This window comes from Isoptericola jiangsuensis (genome assembly GCF_002563715.1).
In the GTDB taxonomy this organism is placed as follows: domain Bacteria; phylum Actinomycetota; class Actinomycetes; order Actinomycetales; family Cellulomonadaceae; genus Isoptericola; species Isoptericola jiangsuensis.
Genome location: NZ_PDJJ01000001.1, coordinates 3,028,122 through 3,046,889, shown reverse-complemented (window position 1 = coordinate 3,046,889; position 18,768 = coordinate 3,028,122). Strand labels below are relative to the sequence as shown.

The 18,768-nt window shown below is 74.8% G+C and carries 16 protein-coding genes; 4 read left to right on the top strand and 12 right to left on the bottom strand.

The annotated features are described in order from the left end of the window. Positions 1-34: 34 nt before the first annotated feature. From ATJ88_RS13760 to ATJ88_RS13740, 5 genes are all read right to left on the bottom strand, one after another. Entirely contained in the window at positions 35-1,903 is a 1,869-nt protein-coding gene (locus tag ATJ88_RS13760) for a gamma-glutamyltransferase family protein (RefSeq protein ID WP_098464315.1), read from the bottom strand. Positions 1,904-2,059: 156 nt separating this feature from the next. Continuing rightward, positions 2,060-2,986, bottom strand: a complete 927-nt coding sequence (locus ATJ88_RS13755) for a glycine betaine ABC transporter substrate-binding protein (protein WP_245852438.1) — start codon at positions 2,984-2,986, stop codon at positions 2,060-2,062. A gap of 98 nt (positions 2,987-3,084) precedes the next feature. Beyond that, positions 3,085-3,969 (bottom strand): ABC transporter permease, encoded by an 885-nt coding sequence (locus ATJ88_RS13750; protein WP_098464314.1) that lies wholly within the window; start codon positions 3,967-3,969, stop codon positions 3,085-3,087. Beyond that, positions 3,966-5,120 (bottom strand): quaternary amine ABC transporter ATP-binding protein, encoded by a 1,155-nt coding sequence (locus tag ATJ88_RS13745; protein WP_098464313.1) that lies wholly within the window; start codon positions 5,118-5,120, stop codon positions 3,966-3,968. The genes ATJ88_RS13750 and ATJ88_RS13745 overlap by 4 nt, the downstream gene beginning before the upstream one ends. Before the next feature lie 235 nt (positions 5,121-5,355). Beyond that, positions 5,356-6,612, bottom strand: coding sequence for an acyltransferase family protein (locus ATJ88_RS13740; RefSeq protein WP_211287518.1), 1,257 nt, complete (start codon positions 6,610-6,612; stop codon positions 5,356-5,358). 280 nt (positions 6,613-6,892) lie between these two features. On the opposite strand from ATJ88_RS13740, the gene ATJ88_RS13735 reads away from it, so the two are divergent. From ATJ88_RS13735 to ahcY, 3 genes are all read left to right on the top strand, one after another. Beyond that, positions 6,893-8,206 carry a hypothetical protein gene (locus ATJ88_RS13735; protein WP_098464312.1) on the top strand — a complete coding sequence of 438 codons (1,314 nt, stop codon included), beginning with the start codon at positions 6,893-6,895 and terminating at the stop codon, positions 8,204-8,206. Between the two features lie 98 nt (positions 8,207-8,304). Beyond that, positions 8,305-8,919 (top strand): sunset domain-containing protein, encoded by a 615-nt coding sequence (locus ATJ88_RS13730; protein WP_098464311.1) that lies wholly within the window; start codon positions 8,305-8,307, stop codon positions 8,917-8,919. Between the two features lie 188 nt (positions 8,920-9,107). Continuing rightward, entirely contained in the window at positions 9,108-10,637 is a 1,530-nt protein-coding gene (gene ahcY, locus ATJ88_RS13725; protein WP_098464310.1) for an adenosylhomocysteinase, read from the top strand. An 84-nt stretch (positions 10,638-10,721) separates the two neighbouring features. Here the strand turns inward: ahcY and ATJ88_RS13720 are convergent, their stop codons facing one another. Together ATJ88_RS13720 and ATJ88_RS13715 are read right to left on the bottom strand one after the other, a co-directional pair. After that, positions 10,722-11,150, bottom strand: a complete 429-nt coding sequence (locus ATJ88_RS13720) for a hypothetical protein (protein WP_141538688.1) — start codon at positions 11,148-11,150, stop codon at positions 10,722-10,724. Between the two features lie 72 nt (positions 11,151-11,222). After that, positions 11,223-12,056: an RDD family protein gene (locus ATJ88_RS13715; protein ID WP_098464308.1), complete on the bottom strand. Its 834-nt coding sequence runs from the start codon at positions 12,054-12,056 to the stop codon at positions 11,223-11,225. A gap of 90 nt (positions 12,057-12,146) precedes the next feature. On the opposite strand from ATJ88_RS13715, the gene ATJ88_RS13710 reads away from it, so the two are divergent. Further along, complete coding sequence (locus ATJ88_RS13710) at positions 12,147-13,136, top strand: stage II sporulation protein M (RefSeq protein ID WP_098464307.1); 990 nt, start codon at positions 12,147-12,149, stop codon at positions 13,134-13,136. Between the two features lie 18 nt (positions 13,137-13,154). On the opposite strand, the gene ATJ88_RS13705 is transcribed toward ATJ88_RS13710, so the two are convergent. The 5 genes from ATJ88_RS13705 to ATJ88_RS13685 are packed head-to-tail and all read right to left on the bottom strand — an operon-like array spanning position 13,155 to position 18,714. After that, positions 13,155-14,525 (bottom strand): DUF58 domain-containing protein, encoded by a 1,371-nt coding sequence (locus ATJ88_RS13705; protein ID WP_098464306.1) that lies wholly within the window; start codon positions 14,523-14,525, stop codon positions 13,155-13,157. Position 14,526: 1 nt separating this feature from the next. Next, complete coding sequence (locus ATJ88_RS13700; protein WP_425432703.1) at positions 14,527-15,675, bottom strand: AAA family ATPase; 1,149 nt, start codon at positions 15,673-15,675, stop codon at positions 14,527-14,529. Then, positions 15,669-16,892, bottom strand: coding sequence for a DUF4350 domain-containing protein (locus ATJ88_RS13695; protein ID WP_098464305.1), 1,224 nt, complete (start codon positions 16,890-16,892; stop codon positions 15,669-15,671). The genes ATJ88_RS13700 and ATJ88_RS13695 overlap by 7 nt, the downstream gene beginning before the upstream one ends. Beyond that, on the bottom strand, positions 16,889-17,548 hold the full coding sequence (locus tag ATJ88_RS13690; protein ID WP_098464304.1) for a DUF4129 domain-containing protein: 660 nt from the start codon (positions 17,546-17,548) through the stop codon (positions 16,889-16,891). The genes ATJ88_RS13695 and ATJ88_RS13690 overlap by 4 nt, the downstream gene beginning before the upstream one ends. Beyond that, complete coding sequence (locus ATJ88_RS13685; RefSeq protein ID WP_098464303.1) at positions 17,545-18,714, bottom strand: glycerophosphoryl diester phosphodiesterase membrane domain-containing protein; 1,170 nt, start codon at positions 18,712-18,714, stop codon at positions 17,545-17,547. The genes ATJ88_RS13690 and ATJ88_RS13685 overlap by 4 nt, the downstream gene beginning before the upstream one ends. Positions 18,715-18,768 lie beyond the last annotated feature (54 nt).

The following is an 18,768-nucleotide window of genomic DNA, read 5'->3' as shown; positions in this document are numbered from 1 at the left end:
GTGTGGCGGGGACCCCGCCATGCTACCGGTGGTGTCAGCGGCCGGTGGCGTACCCCTGCTCGCCGCGCGGGTTGGCGGCGGCGCCGAGCACCCCGGTGGCGGGGTCGCGGGTGACGGCGGACAGCCGGCCGAGCGCCCAGTCCCCGGCGAGGGTGAGGCGGTGCCCGCGCTCGGCGAGCCCGGTGAGGACGTCGGCGCCGAGGCGGTCCTCGACGACGGCGCCGCCGGGCGTCCAGGTGCGGGGCCAGAAGGACCCGACGGCGGACGTCGTGTGCAGGGTGGGGGCGTCGATCGCCTGCTGGGGCGTGTAGCCGCCCGCGAGGACGCGCAGCAGGAACGGGAGCTGCCACTGGTCCTGCTGGTCGCCGCCGGGGGACCCGCAGGCGAGCACGGGGTGGCCGTCGCGGAGCACGAGGGTGGGCGTGAGGGTGGTGCGGGGGCGGCTTCCGGGCGCGAGGCGGGACGGGGAGCTCTCGTCGAGCCAGGTCATCTGCAGGCGGGTGCCGAGGCAGAACCCGAGTCCGGGCACCGTGGGGGAGGACTGCAGCCACCCGCCGGACGGGGTCGCGCTGATCATGTTGCCCCACCGGTCGACGACGTCGAGGTGGCAGGTGTCCCCGCGGGTGCGGCCGGTCGCGTCGGTCTCGAGACCGTCGCCCGCGACGACGGGCGTCACCGGGACGGTCGGCTCGCCGACACCCGCGGACGCGCCGGGCAGGGAGCCCGCGGGGGCGTCGACCGGGTAGGTGGTCCGCAGCGGCGGCGTCGGCGGGGTGGTGCGGCCGGGGACGTCGCCGGGGCGGATCGTGTGCGACGCGACCTCGCCGAGGAGGGCGCGACGCTCGCGCGCGTAGCCGGGGGACAGCAGGTGGTCGAGGGGCACGTCGTCGTCGCCGTACCAGACGTCCCGGTCGGCGAGCACGAGCTTGAGGGTCTCCAGCACGGTGTGCGCCCCGGCGACGGTGGAGGGGTCGAGGTGCTCGTCGTCGAGGCCGTCGAGCATGCGCAGGGCCTGGAGCAGCGCGGGTCCCTGGCTCCACGCGCCGGGCTTGGCGACGGTGTGCCCGCGGAACTCGACGGTGACGGCGTCCTCGTAGCGGGCCGCGTAGGAGGCGACGTCGTCGGCGGCGAGGACACCGGCGTGGTCGCGGCCGTCGCTGTGCCGGTGGGGCGTCGCGACGAACTCGGTGACGGCGTGGCCGACGACGTCGCGCCAGCGGTCGCGGGCGGCGTCGATCGCGGTGTCCCGCGGGTCGCCGGCCGCGCGGGCGGCGTGCTCGGCGTCGACCAGCCCGGTGAGCACGGCGGCGAGCTCGGGGTTCGTGACGACGTCGCCGGGCCGTGGTGGCCGCCCGTCGGGGAGCCAGCGGGCGGCGGAGGTGGGCCAGTGCTCGGTGAAGAGGTCGGCGACGCCGGCGACGGTGCGGCAGACGGCGGCGAGCACGGGGTGCCCGTCGCGGGCGTACCCGATCGCGGGGGCGAGGACGTCGGCGAGGGTCCAGGTGCCGTGGTCGCGCAGCAGGGTGAGCCAGGCGTCGACGGCGCCGGGGACGGCGGCGGCCAGCGCGCCGGAGCCGGGGACGAGGTCGAGCCCCTCGACGTCGCGGTAGTGCTCGATCGTGGCGGCGGCGGGGGCGGGCCCCTGGCCGTCGAGCACGACGGGGCGGCCGGGGTCGGCGGCGGTGGCGAAGATCGCGACGACGTCGCCGCCCGGCCCGTTGAGGTGCGGCTCCACCACGTGCAGCACGAAGGCGCCCGCCGTCGCGGCGTCGAACGCGTTGCCGCCGCGCTCCAGGACCGACTGCGCGCTCGCCGCGGCGAGCCAGTGCGTGGCGGCGGCCATGCCGTGCGCGCCCTGCAGGTCGGGGCGGGTCAGGTGGGCGGGGGGTGGGCTGAACGCCACGGTCGCACTCCTTCGGACGGGGTCGGGGCCCGGGCACCGATCACCGTACCGTGCCTGTCGCCCGACGCAACGGTCTCGTGGCTCCCCGGCCGGGCACCGGGGACGCCGACGGGCGGCCGACCGTCACCGGTCGACCGCCCGTCGAGGCGGGGGACGTCAGAGCGTGCCGCCCGTGACCTCGCTCGCGAAGTCGGGGTTCGCGTCGAGCCACGCGTCGACGGCGGCCTCGGGGTCGTCGGCGTACGCGTCGTCGTTGAACATCATGTTCTCCAGCGAGAACAGCTGCTCGTCGGTCAGCGTGAAGTCGGCGAGCCAGCCCGCGAGCTGCGGGTAGCGGTCCGCGAAGTCGTCGGTGCCCCACATGTGGATCTCCTCGGCCTCACCGAGGGTGCCCTCCGGGTCCTCCAGGTCGCGGACCGGGAACTCGTCGTAGGCCCAGTGCGGGCGCCACAGGGTGACGGCGACGTTCTCGCCGGCGTCCGTCGCGGACTTCAGCTCGGCGAGCATCGCCGGGGTGGAGGAGACGGCGTAGTCCATGCCCTCCAGGCCGTAGGTCGGGACGACCTGCTCCTGGGTGATCTTGGTCAGGCCCGCGCCGGCCTCGATGCCCACGAGCTTGTTGCCGTACTCGTCGGCCATGTCGGCGAGGTCGGCGAGCGACTGGGCGGGGGAGTCCTCGTTGACCGCGATGGTCAGCTTGGCCTGGTCGTACCAGACCCCGAGGTCGCTCACCTGGTCGCCGTACTCCTCCTCGTAGGAGGCGTGGGTGTAGGGCAGCCAGACGTCGAACGTGACGTCGAACTGGCCGCCGGCGAGGCCGGTGTAGACGACGCCGACGTCGGCGGTCTGGGTCTCCACCTCGTAGCCGGCGTCCTCCAGGAGCGAGGTCCACAGGTGGGAGACGGCGATGCCCTCGTCCCAGCCGGACGGGATGCCGATCGAGACCTCGGTCTCGTCCTGACCGGTGGCGTCGGCGGCGGCGTCCTCCGGCTCGTCCGTGGCGCAGGCCGCCAGGGTGGCGGTGAGCGCGACGGCGGAGCCGAGGGCGAGGGTGCGGCGCATGGTGCGTCGACGGGTGTTCACAGGGAGTTCCTTCCGGGTCGGGGTGGTGCGGTGGTGATGTCGGGGTGCACCGGAGCGACGCACGTCGGCGGGTGCCGGGTGCGCAGGTCCGGGCGGGGTCAGCGGGTGGCGGCCAGGGCGCGGGCCACGGGGGCCCGGTCGGCCAGGGCGGAGCTGACGCGGTCGAGGTAGATCGCCAGGAGGACCACGGCGAGGCCCGCCTCCGCGCCGAGCGCGACGTCGATGCGCTGGAAGCTCGCGACGACCTCGGCGCCCAGGCCCGGTGCGCCGACGAGGCCGGCGACGACCACCATCGACAGGGACAGCAGGATGACCTGGTTGATGCCGGCCATGATGGTCGGCAGCGCGAGCGGGACCTGGATCTGCCGCAGGATGCGGCCGTCCGTGGCGCCGAACGCGCGACCGGCCTCGACCACCTCGGCGTCGACCTGACGGATGCCCAGCTCGGTGAGCCGGACGCCGGGCGCGATGGCGAACGCGACCGTCGCGACGAGGCCCGCGACGGGCCCGGTGAGGAAGATGACGACGGTCGGGATGAGGTACACGAACGCCGGCATCGTCTGCATGAAGTCGAGGACGGGCCGGACGATGCGGGAGACCCGGTCGTCCCGCGCGGCCCAGATGCCCAGCGGGATGCCGAGCACCAGCGCCACGAGGGTCGCCAGCAGCACGAGCGCGAGGGTGTCCATCGCGTTGTCCCACTGGTCGACGCCGGCGATGACACCGAACCCGACCAGGGTGCCGAGCCCGAGCTTCCAGCCCTTGGCCCAGAAGGCGAGGGCGGCGAGGACGAGCGCGACGACGATGAACGGCGGGGTGGCGAGCACCCACTCGAGGCTGTCGTACAGGGCCTCGAACACGGCGCGGATCGCGTCGAAGACGGGGTCGAAGGTCGCGGTGACCCAGTCGACCGCCGTGTCGACCCACTCGCCGAGCGGGATGCGGGGGACGAACGTGCCGGTGTCGGCGACGGCGCGGATCATGCGCGGCCTCCTTCCGTGGTGGTCTGGAGGTCGGCGGCGGGGGCCTCGGCGGGCGAGGACGCGGCCGGGTTGGCCATCGCGGACACGACGTCGTCGGCGTCGAGCGTGCCGAGCGTGGCGCCGTCGTCGCCGACGACCCGCAGCGGGCCGTCGGCGTCGGCGAGGGGCGCCAGCGCGTCGGCGAGGGTGGTGCCCTCGGTGACGGACGGGCCGTCGGCCATGCCGACGGCGCCGCCAGGCACGTCGTCCAGCGCGGTCATGGCGGCGGCCGCCGTGATGACGCGGGAGCGGTCGACGTCGGCGACGAACTGCGCCACGTACTCGTTGGCGGGTGCGTCGAGGATCTGCGTCGGCGTGCCGATCTGGTCGATGCGGCCGTCACGCATGATCGCGATGCGGTCACCCAGGTGCATGGCCTCGTTGAGGTCGTGGGTGATGAACACGACCGTCTTGCCGAGCCGCGCCTGGAGGTCGAGGAGCTGGTCCTGCATCTCGGTGCGGATCAGCGGGTCGAGCGCGCTGAACGCCTCGTCCATGAGCAGGACGTCGGTGTCGGCGGCCAGCGCGCGGGCCAGGCCCACGCGCTGCTGCATCCCGCCGGAGAGCTGACCGGGCACGGAGTCCTGCCAGCCGGAGAGCCCGACGAGGTCGAGCGCCTCCCGGGCCCGCTCGCGCCGCTCGGCGGGGCGGACGCCCTGGATCTCCAGGGGGTAGGCCGCGTTGTCGAGCACGGTGCGGTGCGGCAGGAGCGCGAAGTGCTGGAACACCATGGAGACGCGCTCGCGGCGCACGGCGCGCAGCCGTGCCCTGCCGACGCCGCCGAGGTCGGCGTCGCCGACGTGCACGGTGCCGGCTGTCGGGGTCCACAGGCCGTTGAGCATGCGGATGAGGGTGGACTTGCCGGAGCCGGACAGGCCCATGACGACGAAGATCTCGCCGGGGGCGACGTCGAAGCTCGCGTCGATGACCGCGGCGGTGCCGAGCTTCTTCAGCTCGTCGCGGTGGGCGCCGGCGCGCAGGCGCTCGACGGCCTGGGCGGGGCGGGGGCCGAAGACCTTGTAGACGTCGCGGACGGAGACCGCGGGTGGCGTCGAGGAGGTCGTGGCTCGGGTGGTGGTGGGGGGAACGGTGGTGCTGGGGTCGGCTGCCATGTGGGCAGGACTCGCCGCCTTCCGTGTCGGTGACAGGGCGCTCACCTGTCGCGCGGTACGGCGCGGGGTGCGCCGTGCGCCGTCGAGTGGCAGAGGCGCGTCGAGGGAGCCCTTTTACCCTGCAACGTCCGGGTGGAGGAGCGCCACCCCTGCGTCAGGGCAGGTCAGGGGCCTCTGCGGCGCTGTACGCTGGGGCTTTGCGACATTTTGACCCTTGATCCGGGCGACAGAATCGTTACCGTAGCGTGACCTGAGGCGTGGTCGGCGTCACATCTGCACCAAGAAAGTGTGTGTCCGATGTCACCCTCGGCGATGCCGGAGCGGGGGCGACCCGGCGCCGGTACCGCTCGGCGAGCCGCGTGCAGGCCGCCGTCGTCGCGCGGCGCAGCGGCCGGTGCGCAGGCCGCTCGACGCCGTGGTGGATCGCCGCCGCCAGCAGCAGGCTGACCGCGGAGGCCGCCGCCAGGGTGAGGGCCGTGCCGACGCCGAGCCCGGTCAGCCACTGCGTCACCGCCCACCCGAACTGGGTGTGGACCAGGTAGACGGGGTAGGTGAGCGCGCCGGCCGTCACGGCGGCCGCCGCGAGGCGCGGGTGCCGTACCTGTGCCCACGGGCGGGTCGAGGCCCAGACCGCTGCGACCGACGCCGCGAACACACCGACCGCCACCACCGGGCTGACGGGCACGCCCTGCAGCGACGACGCCGCGTCGGCGGACTCGACGACGCGAGCGGCGGCGAGGGCGAGCAGCAGTCCCAGCGCAGCGGCGGTCGTGAGGGCTGCGCGACGGTCCGGTCCGGCACCCGCGGCCCGGTCGCGCGAGTCCTGCCACAGCAGGAACAGCACCATGCCGATGCCGAAGTACACGGCGTGCCGCACGACGAAGTGCTCCGCCACCTCCGGGTACCCGAGGGCGCGCAGCGCGATCCCGGCTGCGGGCCAGCCCAGCGCCAGCGTCAGGGCGCGGCCCCGCGTGATCGGACCCAGCGCGAGCAGCAGGCCCACCAGGACGTAGAACTTCAGCTCCACGAGCAGGGTCCAGTAGACGACCTGGGAGAGCTGGGCGCCGAACAGGTCGGGCGCCATCGTGAGGTTGGCGAGGGTCTCGCCCCAGCCGAGCCGGCGTCCGTCGGTCCAGAAGGCCTGCAGCACGGCGGTCGCGAGGACGCAGGCCCACAGCGCCGGGTACAGGCGGCCGACCCGCGAGCCGACGAACTGCGCGACGCCGCGCCCCTGCGTGCTCCACAGGATCGCGAAGCCGCTGATGACGAAGAACGCCTCGACGGCGAGCCACCCGTACCGCGTGACCTCGTTGAGGCCGCCGAACAGCGTCGGGACGTCCTGGCCCCAGTAGTGGGAGGCGGTCGGGGTCGCGGTGAAGTGGTAGACCAGCACGGCCGCCGCCGCGCCGAAGCGCAGCAGGTCGAGCAGGTGCAGCCGCGGCGGTGCGGCGGAGGTCTGCGGGCTCGTGGTCGGTGTTCTCGTCGTCGGCATCCCGATCCACCATAGATCACGGATTGATAACGGTCGCGACGGAGGGGGACGTACCGCGCGAAGCTCCCACGTCACCGCGCCCTGCGGGTGAGGTTGCCCACGGTGCCGGGTGAACTTCCCGCTGAGGGCCGCAGGGCGGCGAGGGGCGTCGCACGGCGCGCCTAGCATTCTCCCGACCCCGCACGGAGCCTGCGACGACCGCAGCTCCGGAAGGCGCTTCCTGCCGCGCGATGTCAACCCCCACATCCGGGCCTCCCGCCCCCTCCCACCGGAGGATCTGTTGCAGATCACGCTGTCCCCTCGCGCGCGCGTGCGCGCGGGCCTCGTCGCGGCCCTCACCGCCGCGACCCTCGCCACGACCGGCCTCGGCGCCACCGCCACGGCTGCCGTCGCCCCCGTCGCCTCGAGCGTCCACGTCGTCGCCGCGTCGAAGACGACCCCCACCATCTCCGGCACGGTGAAGGTCGGCTCCCGCCTCACCGCGAAGCCCGGCACCTGGCCGTCCGGCACCACCCTCACCTACGCCTGGAAGGTCGCCGGCACCACCGTCGGCACCCGCAAGACCTTCACGCCCAAGGCGTCGCACCGGGGCAAGACCCTCCAGCTCGTCGTCACCGGCAAGCGCCCCGGCCACGCCAAGGTCGTCCGCAAGAGCGCCAAGAAGACGGTCGCCGCCGGCACGTTCAGCGCCGCCACGCCCAAGATCTCCGGGACCGCCAAGGTCGGCTCCACCCTCAAGGTCACCCGCGGCACCTGGACCCCCGCGCCGAGCAGCTTCGCGTACCGCTGGTACGCCGACGGCCGCGCCATCTCCGGCGCCACCGGCACCTCGTTCAAGGTGACCACCGCCCAGCTCGGCGACAAGATCACGGTCAAGGTCACCGGCAAGCGCGCCGGCTACACCACGAAGACCCGCGCCAGCGCGGCCACCGCCACCGTGACCCGCGTCGCCCCGCGGATCACCGATCAGCCCGACAACACCTACGTCCTGGCCGGTGACACCGTTCGATTCTCGGTCACGGCGAGCGGCTCGGGTCTGTCCTACCAGTGGCAGCGCCGCGCCTTCGGGGAAGACGTGTGGAAGAACCTCTCGGGTCGCACCACGTCCGCGCTGTCGTTCACGGCGCGCGCTGTCGACACCCTGGCCGAGTACCGCGTGGTCGTGAAGAACTCCGGCGGGTCTGCCACGAGCAAGGCCGCCGGGCTCCTCGTCGACTCCACGGAGTCGGACCCGTACCCCGCGGAGACCGCCTACGTAGGCAACTACTGGCTCCAGATGGTGAGCCCGACCGAGGCCGTCAACATGGGTGACGGCACCACCTGGCTCGTCGCCGGAGTCGCCGCGTGCGCGCTGTCGGACGACGTCTCCTCGACGCCGTACTGGGACCTCTACTCCCGCTACCGCACGTCGAACGGTGCGTGGTACACGGGTACGGAGTCGGACTACGGGATCGATGAGGACGGGTGCGGAGTGGTCGTGATCGAGGCCACGGTCCCGACCGCGACCGCGCGCGGCGGGATCTGGGCGATCACCGACTGGAGCGGCGAGTCCGAGTTCGGCCCCACGACGCAGTACGTCGACGGTCTGAACTGACCGACGGTCCCCGCGGGGGCGGGCCGCGCCGTGCGGCGCGACCCGCCCCCGCGCCATCCCACCCGGCCGCGCCGCGGCCACGACCCGGAGCACCCCTCATGCGCACGTTCCTCGCCGCCGTCACGATCGGCGCCCTGCTGTCCGGCGGCTCGCTCGCCGTCGCCACCCCCGCCGCGACCGCGGCCCCCGTCGGTACGACGGTGGCCGCGACGAAGGTCGTCCCGAAGCTGACGATCAGGAAGATTCCCACGAAGCGTGCCCCGTACGGCGGCAAGGCCACGGTGAAGCCGCGCGTGGCGACCACCGGCGTGGTGTCGGTGCGGAAGAAGACGATCACCGTGAAGAAGACGTCGACGGGCGCGACGGTCGCGAAGAACGTGCGCAAGGCGAGGCTGGCGCCGGGGACGTACCGCGTCACGACCAAGGTGCGCTTCCAGCGGTACGACTCCGTGACCCGGCAGAAGCGGGGCGAGGTCAGGACGAAGACCCGCACCCAGACCCTCGTCGTGAAGGCGGGCGTGCGCCCGACCAGCACGTCGCCCGACGGATGGGACTGCCCGGGCTGGGCGCCGATCAAGGGCAACCGGGGGAGCACGGACTGGATCTACCACGTGCCCGGCGGCCGCTGGTACGAGGTGACCAACCCCGAGGAGTGCTTCACGACGGCGTCGGCGGCGCGTGAGGCCGGCTACCGCGCCTCGAAGAACGGCTGACGAACCCGTGCGACGGGCCGGCACCTGCGGGTGCCGGCCCGTCGTCGTCCCGCCGATGTCACCCCGAGAGGGGCCGCCGTCGGGCGCGCGGGCGGACTACCCTGGGGTGATCGCGCCCAGGGCGCGGCCTGCGCCGACGGGAGCCCCCAGTGCGCGACACGACACGACGACGTCCCAGGAGGGCACCCATGACCGACACCACGTCGGCACCCGCGACCGCGCCCGGATTCGACGAGGTCTTCGGGAAGTACAAGGTCCGTTCGCTCGCGCTGGCCGAGGCCGGCCGCCACCAGATCCGGCTCGCCGAGCACGAGATGCCGGGCCTCATGGCCCTGCGCGAGGAGTTCGGCGCGGCCCAGCCGCTGCGCGGCGCCCGCATCGCGGGCTCGCTGCACATGACCGTCCAGACCGCCGTCCTCATCGAGACCCTCGTCGCGCTGGGCGCGCAGGTCCGGTGGGCGAGCTGCAACATCTTCTCCACCCAGGACGAGGCGGCCGCGGCGGTCGTCGTCGGCCCGCACGGCACCCCGGCCGACCCGCAGGGCGTACCGGTGTTCGCCTGGAAGGGCGAGTCGCTGGAGGAGTACTGGGACTGCACCGAGCAGATCCTGCTGTGGCCGGGCGAGGAGGGTCCGAACCTCATCCTCGACGACGGCGGCGACGCGACGATGCTGGTCCACCTGGGCCTGCAGTACGAGCGCGCCGGCATCGTCCCGCCGGACACCCTGCCGGGGGAGCCCGACCACACGCACGAGATGAACGTGGTGCGCGGCGTGCTGCGGCGTGCGCTCGAGTCGGACCCGCTGCGCTGGACGGGCATCGCCCAGCAGCTCGGCGGTGTCACCGAGGAGACCACGACGGGCGTGCACCGGCTCTACCACCTCGCGGAGTCGGGCGAGCTGCTGTTCCCGGCGATCAACGTCAACGACTCGGTGACGAAGTCGAAGTTCGACAACAAGTACGGGATCCGGCACTCGCTGCCCGACGGCATCAACCGCGCCACGGACATCCTCATCGGCGGCAAGGTCGCGTTCGTCGCGGGCTACGGCGACGTCGGCAAGGGCGCCGCGGAGGCGTTCCGCGGCCAGGGCGCGCGCGTCATCGTGTCCGAGGTCGACCCGATCTGCGCGCTGCAGGCCGCGATGGACGGCTTCCAGGTCGCGCGCCTGGAGGACGTCGTCGGCGAGGCGGACTTCTTCATCACGACGACCGGCAACAAGGACGTCGTGCGGGTCGAGCACATGCTCGCCATGAAGGACAAGGCCGTCGTGGGCAACATCGGCCACTTCGACAACGAGATCGACATGGCCGGCCTGGAGGCCGTGCCGGGGATCGTCAAGACGGAGATCAAGCCGCAGGTCCACGAGTGGACCCTGCCGGCGGGCGACGGTCGTGCGGAGCGCTCGATCATCGTGCTGTCCGAGGGGCGCCTGCTGAACCTCGGCAACGCGACGGGCCACCCGTCGTTCGTCATGTCGAACTCGTTCGCGAACCAGGTCATCGGTCAGCTCGAGCTGTTCGCGGACATGGCCCGCCCTGCCGAGGAGCGGCAGTACGAGCGTCAGGTGTACCGCCTGCCGAAGGTGCTCGACGAGAAGGTGGCGCGCCTGCACCTCGACGCGCTCGGCGTGCGGCTCACCGAGCTCAGCCCGGCGCAGGCCGACTACATCGGCGTGCCCGTCCAGGGCCCGTACAAGCCGGAGCACTACCGCTACTGAGCCGGTCGCGGGCCGGAACGCCGGGCTTCGACCCGCGCGACGACGCCCCCTGCCGCACACCGCGGCAGGGGGCGTCGTCGTGGGTCAGGAGCAGTGCTCCTCGGTGAACGCGTCGAGCTCGGCCGTCGCGTCGGTGAACTCGGCCGTCGTCATCCGCTGCGAGGCCTCGGCGACCGCCGTCTGCTCGGCCTCGTCGTCGGGCACGGCGAGGGACTTCGCCGTGGCGTCCGACAGGGCGCGGAAGTGCTCGGTGACCAGGGTGAAGGACGCGTCGATCTCCGCGGGCGGGTCGATCCCCTCCATCTCGACGGTGACGGTCTCGAGCCGGGCCGCGGCCGCGGCGGCCGGGTCGTCGTCGTCGGCGTCCTGGGGCTGGCCGGTGAGGGCCTCGAGGGAGTCGAACGCGTCGCAGAACGCGACGACGGTCTCGTCCTGCGCGGAGCAGGCCGACAGGGTCAGGGCGACGGCGGCGGCAGCGGCGGCGGCACCGAGGCGCGTGAGGTGTGTGCGCATGGCGGTCACCCTAGGGCGCTCGTCGGGCCCGCGCCTAGACCCTGCGGCGAATTGGGACGGAAACCTGACGAATCAGCCTCGCGGGTCGGGGACGCCGTAGGGGAGGCGGTGCAGGACGGCGGCCTGCGCGGCGGCCCGGTCCCGTTCCACCTCGCCCCGCTCCAGCTCGCGACGCCGGCGCTCGTGCAGGACCGCGTGCAGGAACAGCTCCGCGGGGGTGCCGGGCGGCGGCCCCGGCGCCACGTACGGCTCCACCTGACCGGCGAGGGCGTCGGTGAGCTGCCGCCGCGACTCGGGGGACAGCCGGGGCGCCCGGTCGAGCACCTGGCGCACCTCCAGCGCGAGTCCGTCGGGCAGGCGGCGGATGTCGGCGCCCTCCACCCAGGCCCCCAGGCCCGGCGCGAGGACGAGCGGCGTCGTCCAGCCGCGCGAGCTGCGCACCCGCACCGCGTACGTCCCGGCGAGGACGTCACCCAGCCGCTTCCCCCTCGCGTTCGACAGCGACGCCACGACCGCCACCGACCCGAACGTGAGCCACAGCTCGAACACCCCCACCAGCGCCCGCACGAACGCGTGCCGGAACCGCACCGGGCCGCCGTCGTCGCGCACCACGCGCAGACCCATCGCGAGCTTGCCCGGCGACCGGCCGCGCGACAGCGTCTCGAACGTCACCGGCCACACGACGAGCAGGGTCACCACGAGGACGACCGTGAGCGTCTGGCCCCACTGCGGGTCCAGGACGAGCTCCGAGCCCGCGACGGCCGTGCCGGTCACGAGGTAGAGCGCACCGAACGCGAGGACCAGCGTGACCACGACGTCCAGCAGCGCCCCCACCGCGCGGGACGCGAACGACGCGGGCCGGGTCTCGAGGACGACGCCCTCGCCGATGACGATTCCCTGGTCCACCGAACCTCCGCAGTCGTGGGTCGGCGGTCCCCGCTGCGGGGGCACCGCCGGTCACCCGGCCGACGGGTCACCTGTGGCAGGGTAGCGCCCGTGGACCTGGACGCCTTCAGCACCGTGCACGGACCGGAGTGGCGCCGCCTCGAGGAGCTGGTGCGCCGCCGCCGCCTCGACGGGGCGGAGGCCGACGAGATGGTTCGGCTCTACCAGGCGGTCGCGACCCATCTGTCGACGGTCCGCTCCGCCGCACCCGACCCGGTGACCGTGGCGCGCCTGTCCGACCTGCTGGCGCGCGCCCGCACCCGCATCGCCGGCGCGCACGAGCCCGGCTGGAGCGACGTCACCCGCTTCGTCGCCGTCACCGTCCCGGCCGCGCTGTACCGGATCCGCTGGTGGACGCTCGCCGTCACCCTCGCGTTCCTCGCCGTGGCCGTCGTCGTCGGGGTGCGCGTCGCCACGGACCCGGAGGCCCTGGCCGCGATGGGGACGCCGTCGGAGCAGGAGCAGTACGTCCGGCACGCCTTCGCGTCCTACTACGACCCGAAGCTGTCCTTCGCCGCGGTCGTGTGGACCAACAACGCCTGGATCGCGGCGCAGACCATCGCGCTCGGCATCACCGGGATCGGGCCGGTCTGGGTGCTGCTCAACAACGCCGTCGCGATCGGCGGGATCGGCGGCATGATGGCCGCGCACGGCGAGCTCGGGCTGTTCCTCACCCTCATCACGCCGCACGGCCTGCTCGAGCTCACCGCGATCTTCGTCGCGGGGGCCGCCGGCCTGCGGATCTTCTGGGCGTGGGTGTCCCCGGGGCCGCGACGCCGGGCCGACGCGCTGGCCACGGAGGGCCGCGCCCTGTTCACGGTCGTCGTGGGCCTCGTCGGGGCGCTTGCGCTGTCCGGCCTCGTGGAGGGGTTCGTCACCGGGTCGTCGTTGCCCTGGTGGGTGAAGATCGTCGTCGGCGCCCTGGCGCTCGCCGTGTTCCTCGCGTACTTCCTCGTGCTGGGGCGCCGCGCGGTGCGGGCGGGCGAGACGGGTGACCTCGACGCCGACCGGGCGGGGGCCGTCCTGCCGACGGCCGGCTGACCCCCGCCGGGGCGGAACTCAGAGGCGTCCGGCGGCCTTGAGCGCCAGGTAGGTGTCGGCGAGCCGCGGGGCGAGGTCGGCCGGGAGCGCCTCCACGACCTCGGCGCCGTGCTGGCGCAGGACGGTGGCCACCGCGGTGCGCTCCAGGTCGGCGCGGGCCGCCGCGGCCGCCGCGTAGACGGTCTCGGAGTCGTCGCGCTCCTGACGCATCGCCGCGACCTCGGCGTCGGCGACCGCGGCGACCACCACCTGGTGGGTGCCCGTCAGCCGGTCCACGACGGGCAGCAGCCCGGTCTCGACGGCCGCCGGGTCGAGGGAGGTGAGGAGCACCACGAGGGAGCGCTGCGACACGCGCGAGCGCACCTGTGAGACGAGGCCCGGCCAGTCGGTCTCCAGCAGGACCGGCTCGGCCGTGGACAGCGCCTCGGCCATCGCGGGCAGGAGCCGTGGGCCGGACGCGCCGGCGACCTGCGCCCGCACGGCCCGGTCGTAGGCGAGCACCTGCACCCGGTCGCCGGCCCGGTCGGCCAGCGCCCCCAGCAGCAGCGCGGCCTCGATGGAGGCCTCCAGGCGCGTGCCGCCCGTGTTGACCGAGCCGTCGTCGAGCAGCCCGATCCGGGCGGCCGACGTGCGCCCCGTGTCGAGCACGACGACGACGCGCCGGTCCCGTTCGGGACGCCAAGTGCGCACGACGACGTCGCCGCCCCGGGCGGTCGCGCGCCAGTCGATCGAGCGGACGTCGTCGCCCACGACGTACTCGCGCAGCGAGTCGAACTCGGTGCCCTCGCCGCGCACCTGTACGGCGGCCCGGCCGTCCATCTCCCGCAGCCGGGCGAGCCGGCTGGGCAGGTGCCGTCGGGACGCGAACTCGGGCAGGACCCGCAGCGTGCCGCCGACCGGCAGGGACCGCTGCCGCCCGGCGAGGCCGAGCGGCCCCACCGTGCGGACCGTCACCGGGCCGGCGGGCCGCTGCCCGCGCCGGGTGGGCAGCAGCGGCGTGCGCAGCCGCACCGCGCCACCGGGTCGCAGGTCGACGTCGTGCCGGGCCGTGCCCGTGACCGTCGCCGGATCGGTGTGGGGCGTCAGCCCGTCAGCGGTGCGGTCCACGGCGAGCGACGGCGGCCACGCGTCGCGGACCGTGCCGCGCAGCCGGCGGGCACCGGTGTGCGTGATCACGAGCGTCGACGTCGTCGGGACCCCGACACGCGCCGACGTCGGGGTCGACCGCTGGACCGCGACCTGCTGCGGGGACGCCGCCAGCACGACGTCGACGGCGCACGCCAGCACGACGAGCAGCCCCCACGCGAGGGCCGTGCCCGGGACGGGCCACAGCGCGACCGGGAGCACGCCGAGCGCCGCGAGGGCCACGGCCCGCCAGGTCACTGCCATGTCAGCGGGGGACCGGGACGGCGGCCAGCACGGTGCTCAGCACCGACTCGGCCGTCACGCCCTCCAGCTCCGCCTCGGGGCGCAGCTGCACGCGGTGGCGCAGCGCGGGGAAGGCGAGGGCCTTGACGTCGTCCGGGGTGACGAACATCCGCCCGGAGAGCCACGCCCAGGCGCGCGCGGCCGCGAGCAGCGACGTCGCGCCACGCGGGGACACGCCGAGCTGCAGGGAGGGGGACTGCCGGGTCGCGCGGCACACGTCGACGGCGTACCCGAGGACCTCGGGGGCGACCTCGACGCGCCGCACCTCCGCGCGGGCGCGGGCCAGCACGGCGGCGTCCGCGACGGCGGACACCCCGGCCGCGGCCAGGTCGCGCGGGTCGAAGCCCGCGGCGTGCCGGGCCAGCACCTCGACCTCGGCGTCCCGCTCCGGCAGGGGGAGCAGCACCTTGAGCAGGAACCGGTCGAGCTGCGCCTCGGGCAGCGGGTAGGTGCCCTCGTGCTCGACGGGGTTCTGGGTGGCGATGACCACGAACGGCTCGGGCAGCAGGCGCGGCGAGCCGTCCACCGACACCTGGCGCTCCTCCATGGCCTCCAGCAGCGACGCCTGCGTCTTGGGCGGCGTGCGGTTGATCTCGTCCGCCAGGAGCAGGTTCGTGAACACCGGGCCCTCGCGGAACGAGAACTCCGCGGTGCGTGCGTCGTAGACGAGGGAGCCGGTCACGTCACCGGGCATGAGGTCGGGCGTGAACTGGACGCGCTTGAAGTCGAGGTCCAGCGCCGCCGCGAGGGACCGCACGAGCAGCGTCTTCGCGACGCCGGGCACGCCCTCCAGCAGCACGTGGCCCGAGCAGAGCAGCGCGATGAGCAGGCTCGTCACGGCGGAGTCCTGCCCGACGACGGCCTTGCCCACCTCCGTCCGGACGGCGGCCAGCGCCCGGCGCAGCTCGAGCGACGGCTCGGGCGGGACGGTCGGCTCGGGCTCGGGCTCGGGCTCGGGCTCGGGAGCAGGGGCGGGGGCGGGCTCGTCGGGACCCGCGGAGACCCCGGTCTGCGGGGCGTCCGTCGTCGTCGTCGGGGCGTCGGCGGACTCCGGCACCGGCTCCGCGTCCGGCGTCGGCACGGGCTGGTTCTCGTCGGGGTGGGTCACGATCGGTGGACCTCGCTCTCCAGGATGTCGAGTCGGTGCGCGAGCTCGACGAGCCCGGCGTCGTCGGCGGGTGGTGGGCCGTACAGCAGGGCGTCGACCTCGACCGGGTCGTGCCCGGTGGCGCGGGCGACGGCGTCGACGAGGACCGCCGGGTCGGCGGTCCGCGGCACGCCGAGGCGACGGGCGATCCGGTCCGCCGTCGAGGCGCGCAGCGCGGCACCGCCGTGGCCGCGGGCGCGAGCCCGGCGGTACAGGCGGGCACGGCCCCGGGTCGACTCCGCGGACGGCACGACGACCGGCAGGTCCTCGCCGACCAGGCCGCCGAGCCGCCGTCCTCGCCACAGCGCGGCGACGACCGCGACCACGGCCGCCCACCCGAGCACCGCCGCGAGCCAGCGCGGCACCACGGCGGACGTGTCGGGCTCGAGGTCGCCGTCGGAGGCGGGCGGGTCGTCGATCGCCGTCAGGTCGGTGGGGTCCTGCACGAGCCAGACCAGTCGGTCGTGGGCGCCCAGCAGGTGCAGGGCCAGGGTGCCGGCGCCCTCGTCGAGCACCGTGTCGTTGCGCAGGAACGCCGGGTCGTGGACCAGGGTGACCTGGCGGCCGTCCGCGGTCACCGCGGCCAGGGCGGACGTCCCGTCGCCGTCGGTCCAGCAGGTGGTGACGTCCGGGCCGGTCGCGACGAGACCCGTGCCGAGCCGGACCGTGCCCGCGGCGACGGCGGCGGGCAGGTCGCAGCGGGGCTCGCGCACGCGGGGCGCGGTGCCCCAGTCGTCGGGCTCCACCCGGCCTCCCGTGAACGCGGCCGCGAGCTGACGGCCGGCACCGGCGAGGACGACGTCGGCGCCCGAGGCCGCGAGGGCGTCGGCCTGCTCGCGCACCATCAGCGGGGCGGGGGCCACGAGCAGCGTGGTGCCGGGACCGGCCGCGTCGATCGCGTCGGCCACGGTCGTGACGTGCTCGACCTCCACGCCCTGGTCGCCGAGGACCTGGGCGAGGGCGCGGGACCCGTCGGGCCGGCTGTTGTCGGGGTCGTACGGGATCACGGAACCGGGCGGGCGGGACACGGCCAGGACGAGCACGGTCAGCGCGAGCGCGGCGAGCCCGACGACGAACCAGGTGACGGAGCGGCGGCGGCGCGCCGCGCGGGCCCGGTCGGGGACGCGCTGCTCGGGGGTGCTGGTCCACGTCCGCGTGGGGACGTCGCTCGGCGCGCTCATGCGACCACCGCCCCGGCGGGCACCGGCCGGGACTCCTGCACCTGGGCGTCGAGGCGGCGCAGCACGGCGTCGTCCGCGGCGCTCGCGGGCAGGTGCCCGTAGCAGACGCCGTCGAACAGCGTGGCGGCGGCACGCAGCGACCCGGCGAGGTCCGGGAGCCGGTCGCCGGCCTGGCGCGCCGCCTCCACGGCGGTGCGTCCGGGCAGCTCGTCGAGGACGACCCGCTCCTCCAACTCGCGCACGACGGCGCGGAACCGCTCCAGCACGGCCGTCGTCCAGTCGTCGCGCACGGCCGCGGCGTCGGCCGCCGCGCGCATCTGGGCGGCGGTGCGCGGGTCGTCCTCGTGGACCACGATCGACGCGGCGGCGCGTCGGCGGCGCAGCCGGACGGGGCCGGCCAGCCACCACGCGAGGCCGACGACGACGGCGACGACCAGCAGGACGACCACGGCGAGCTGGCCGGTCCCGACCGCCGTCGCGTCGATCCCGTCGAAGAGCCCCTCGAGCCACTCGACCAGGCGGAGCAGCAGGGACTCGTCCTGCGCGTACTCCGGACGGGACAGCTCCCGGGCGAGCCACCGGGTCGCGGTCGGCCGGTCCGGGTCGACCGGCACCTGGGCCGCCAGCGCCGCGAGGGCCGCCGTCGCGGCCGTCACGGTGCCGGGGTCTGCGCGGCGCGCGCCGCCGCCCGGGCGAGCGTCACGTCGAGTCCCTCGCGGCGCATGCGCACGTCGGTGTAGACGAGCGCGACGACGCCGGACACGAAGACGATGACGACGAGGGTCGACACGACGCTCGCGACGATCGTCGCGAGGAGGAAGCCCCACCCGAGGGTGTCCCCGCCGTCGATCGCCATCCCGGCCAGGCTCAGCGGGTACCCGACGATCTGCCCGACGAACCCGGCGATGATGCTCGCCAGGAGGTAGGTGCCGAGCACCCGCCAGAAGTTCCCGCGGGTCAGGCGCCACGCACGGGCGATCGTGGAACCGAGCCCCGCGCCCTCGAGGACGAGCGCCGGGACGACGAGGACCAGGCGGACCGTCAGCCACAGGACCAGCGCGACCACGCCGAGCGCGATCAGGAGGCCCAGCACGACGGCGAGCGCGGCGGAGTCGGTGACGTTCGCGACGCCCGCGACGAGGAGCACGGCAGCGACGAGGACGACGGTGAACCCCACGGCCACGCCGATCGTCCGCAGGACCATCCAGCCGACGAGGAGGCCGAGGCGGGGCCGCAGGCGGGCCCACACCTCGCCCGGGGACAGCTTGCGGCCGATGACGGACTGGCTGACGGACACGGTGACGACGCCCTCGGCGATCGGCTGCGCGACCAGGAGCGTCAGGGACAGGGCGCCGGACACGGCCATGAGCTGGGCCAGCATCGCCACGTCGGGGCCGACGAGGAGCTCCATGCCCGGCTCGCCGGTGACGTCGCCGAACAGCCCGGTCAGCCACGGCACGGCGAGCTGGGCGAGGAGCGTCGCCAGGAGCGTCGCGACGGCGACGACGAGGGTGACCAGGCCGAGCACCACCGCGGGGTTGTGCCGCACCGCGCCGAACGCGCCGTCGTACACCTCGCCCAGCGAGAGCGGGCGCAGCGGCACGATGCCGGGCTTGACGGCGGCCGGCCCGTACGGCGACGGGGGGTAGGGGGACCCGGGCGGCGTCGCCGGGGCGCCCTGCGGGCCGGGGGCGCCGTAGCGGGGCTGACCGTACTGACCCTGGCCGTACTGCCCCTGACCGTACTGACCCGGCTCGGGCGCCGGCGGGCGCGGCGCATCCCCCCAGCCCGTGGGCGGGGTCGGCTGGTCGGGCGTGCTCATGCGGCCTCCCTGAGGCGCCGGGGGACGAGTGGTGACCGCCACGACCCTATCGTC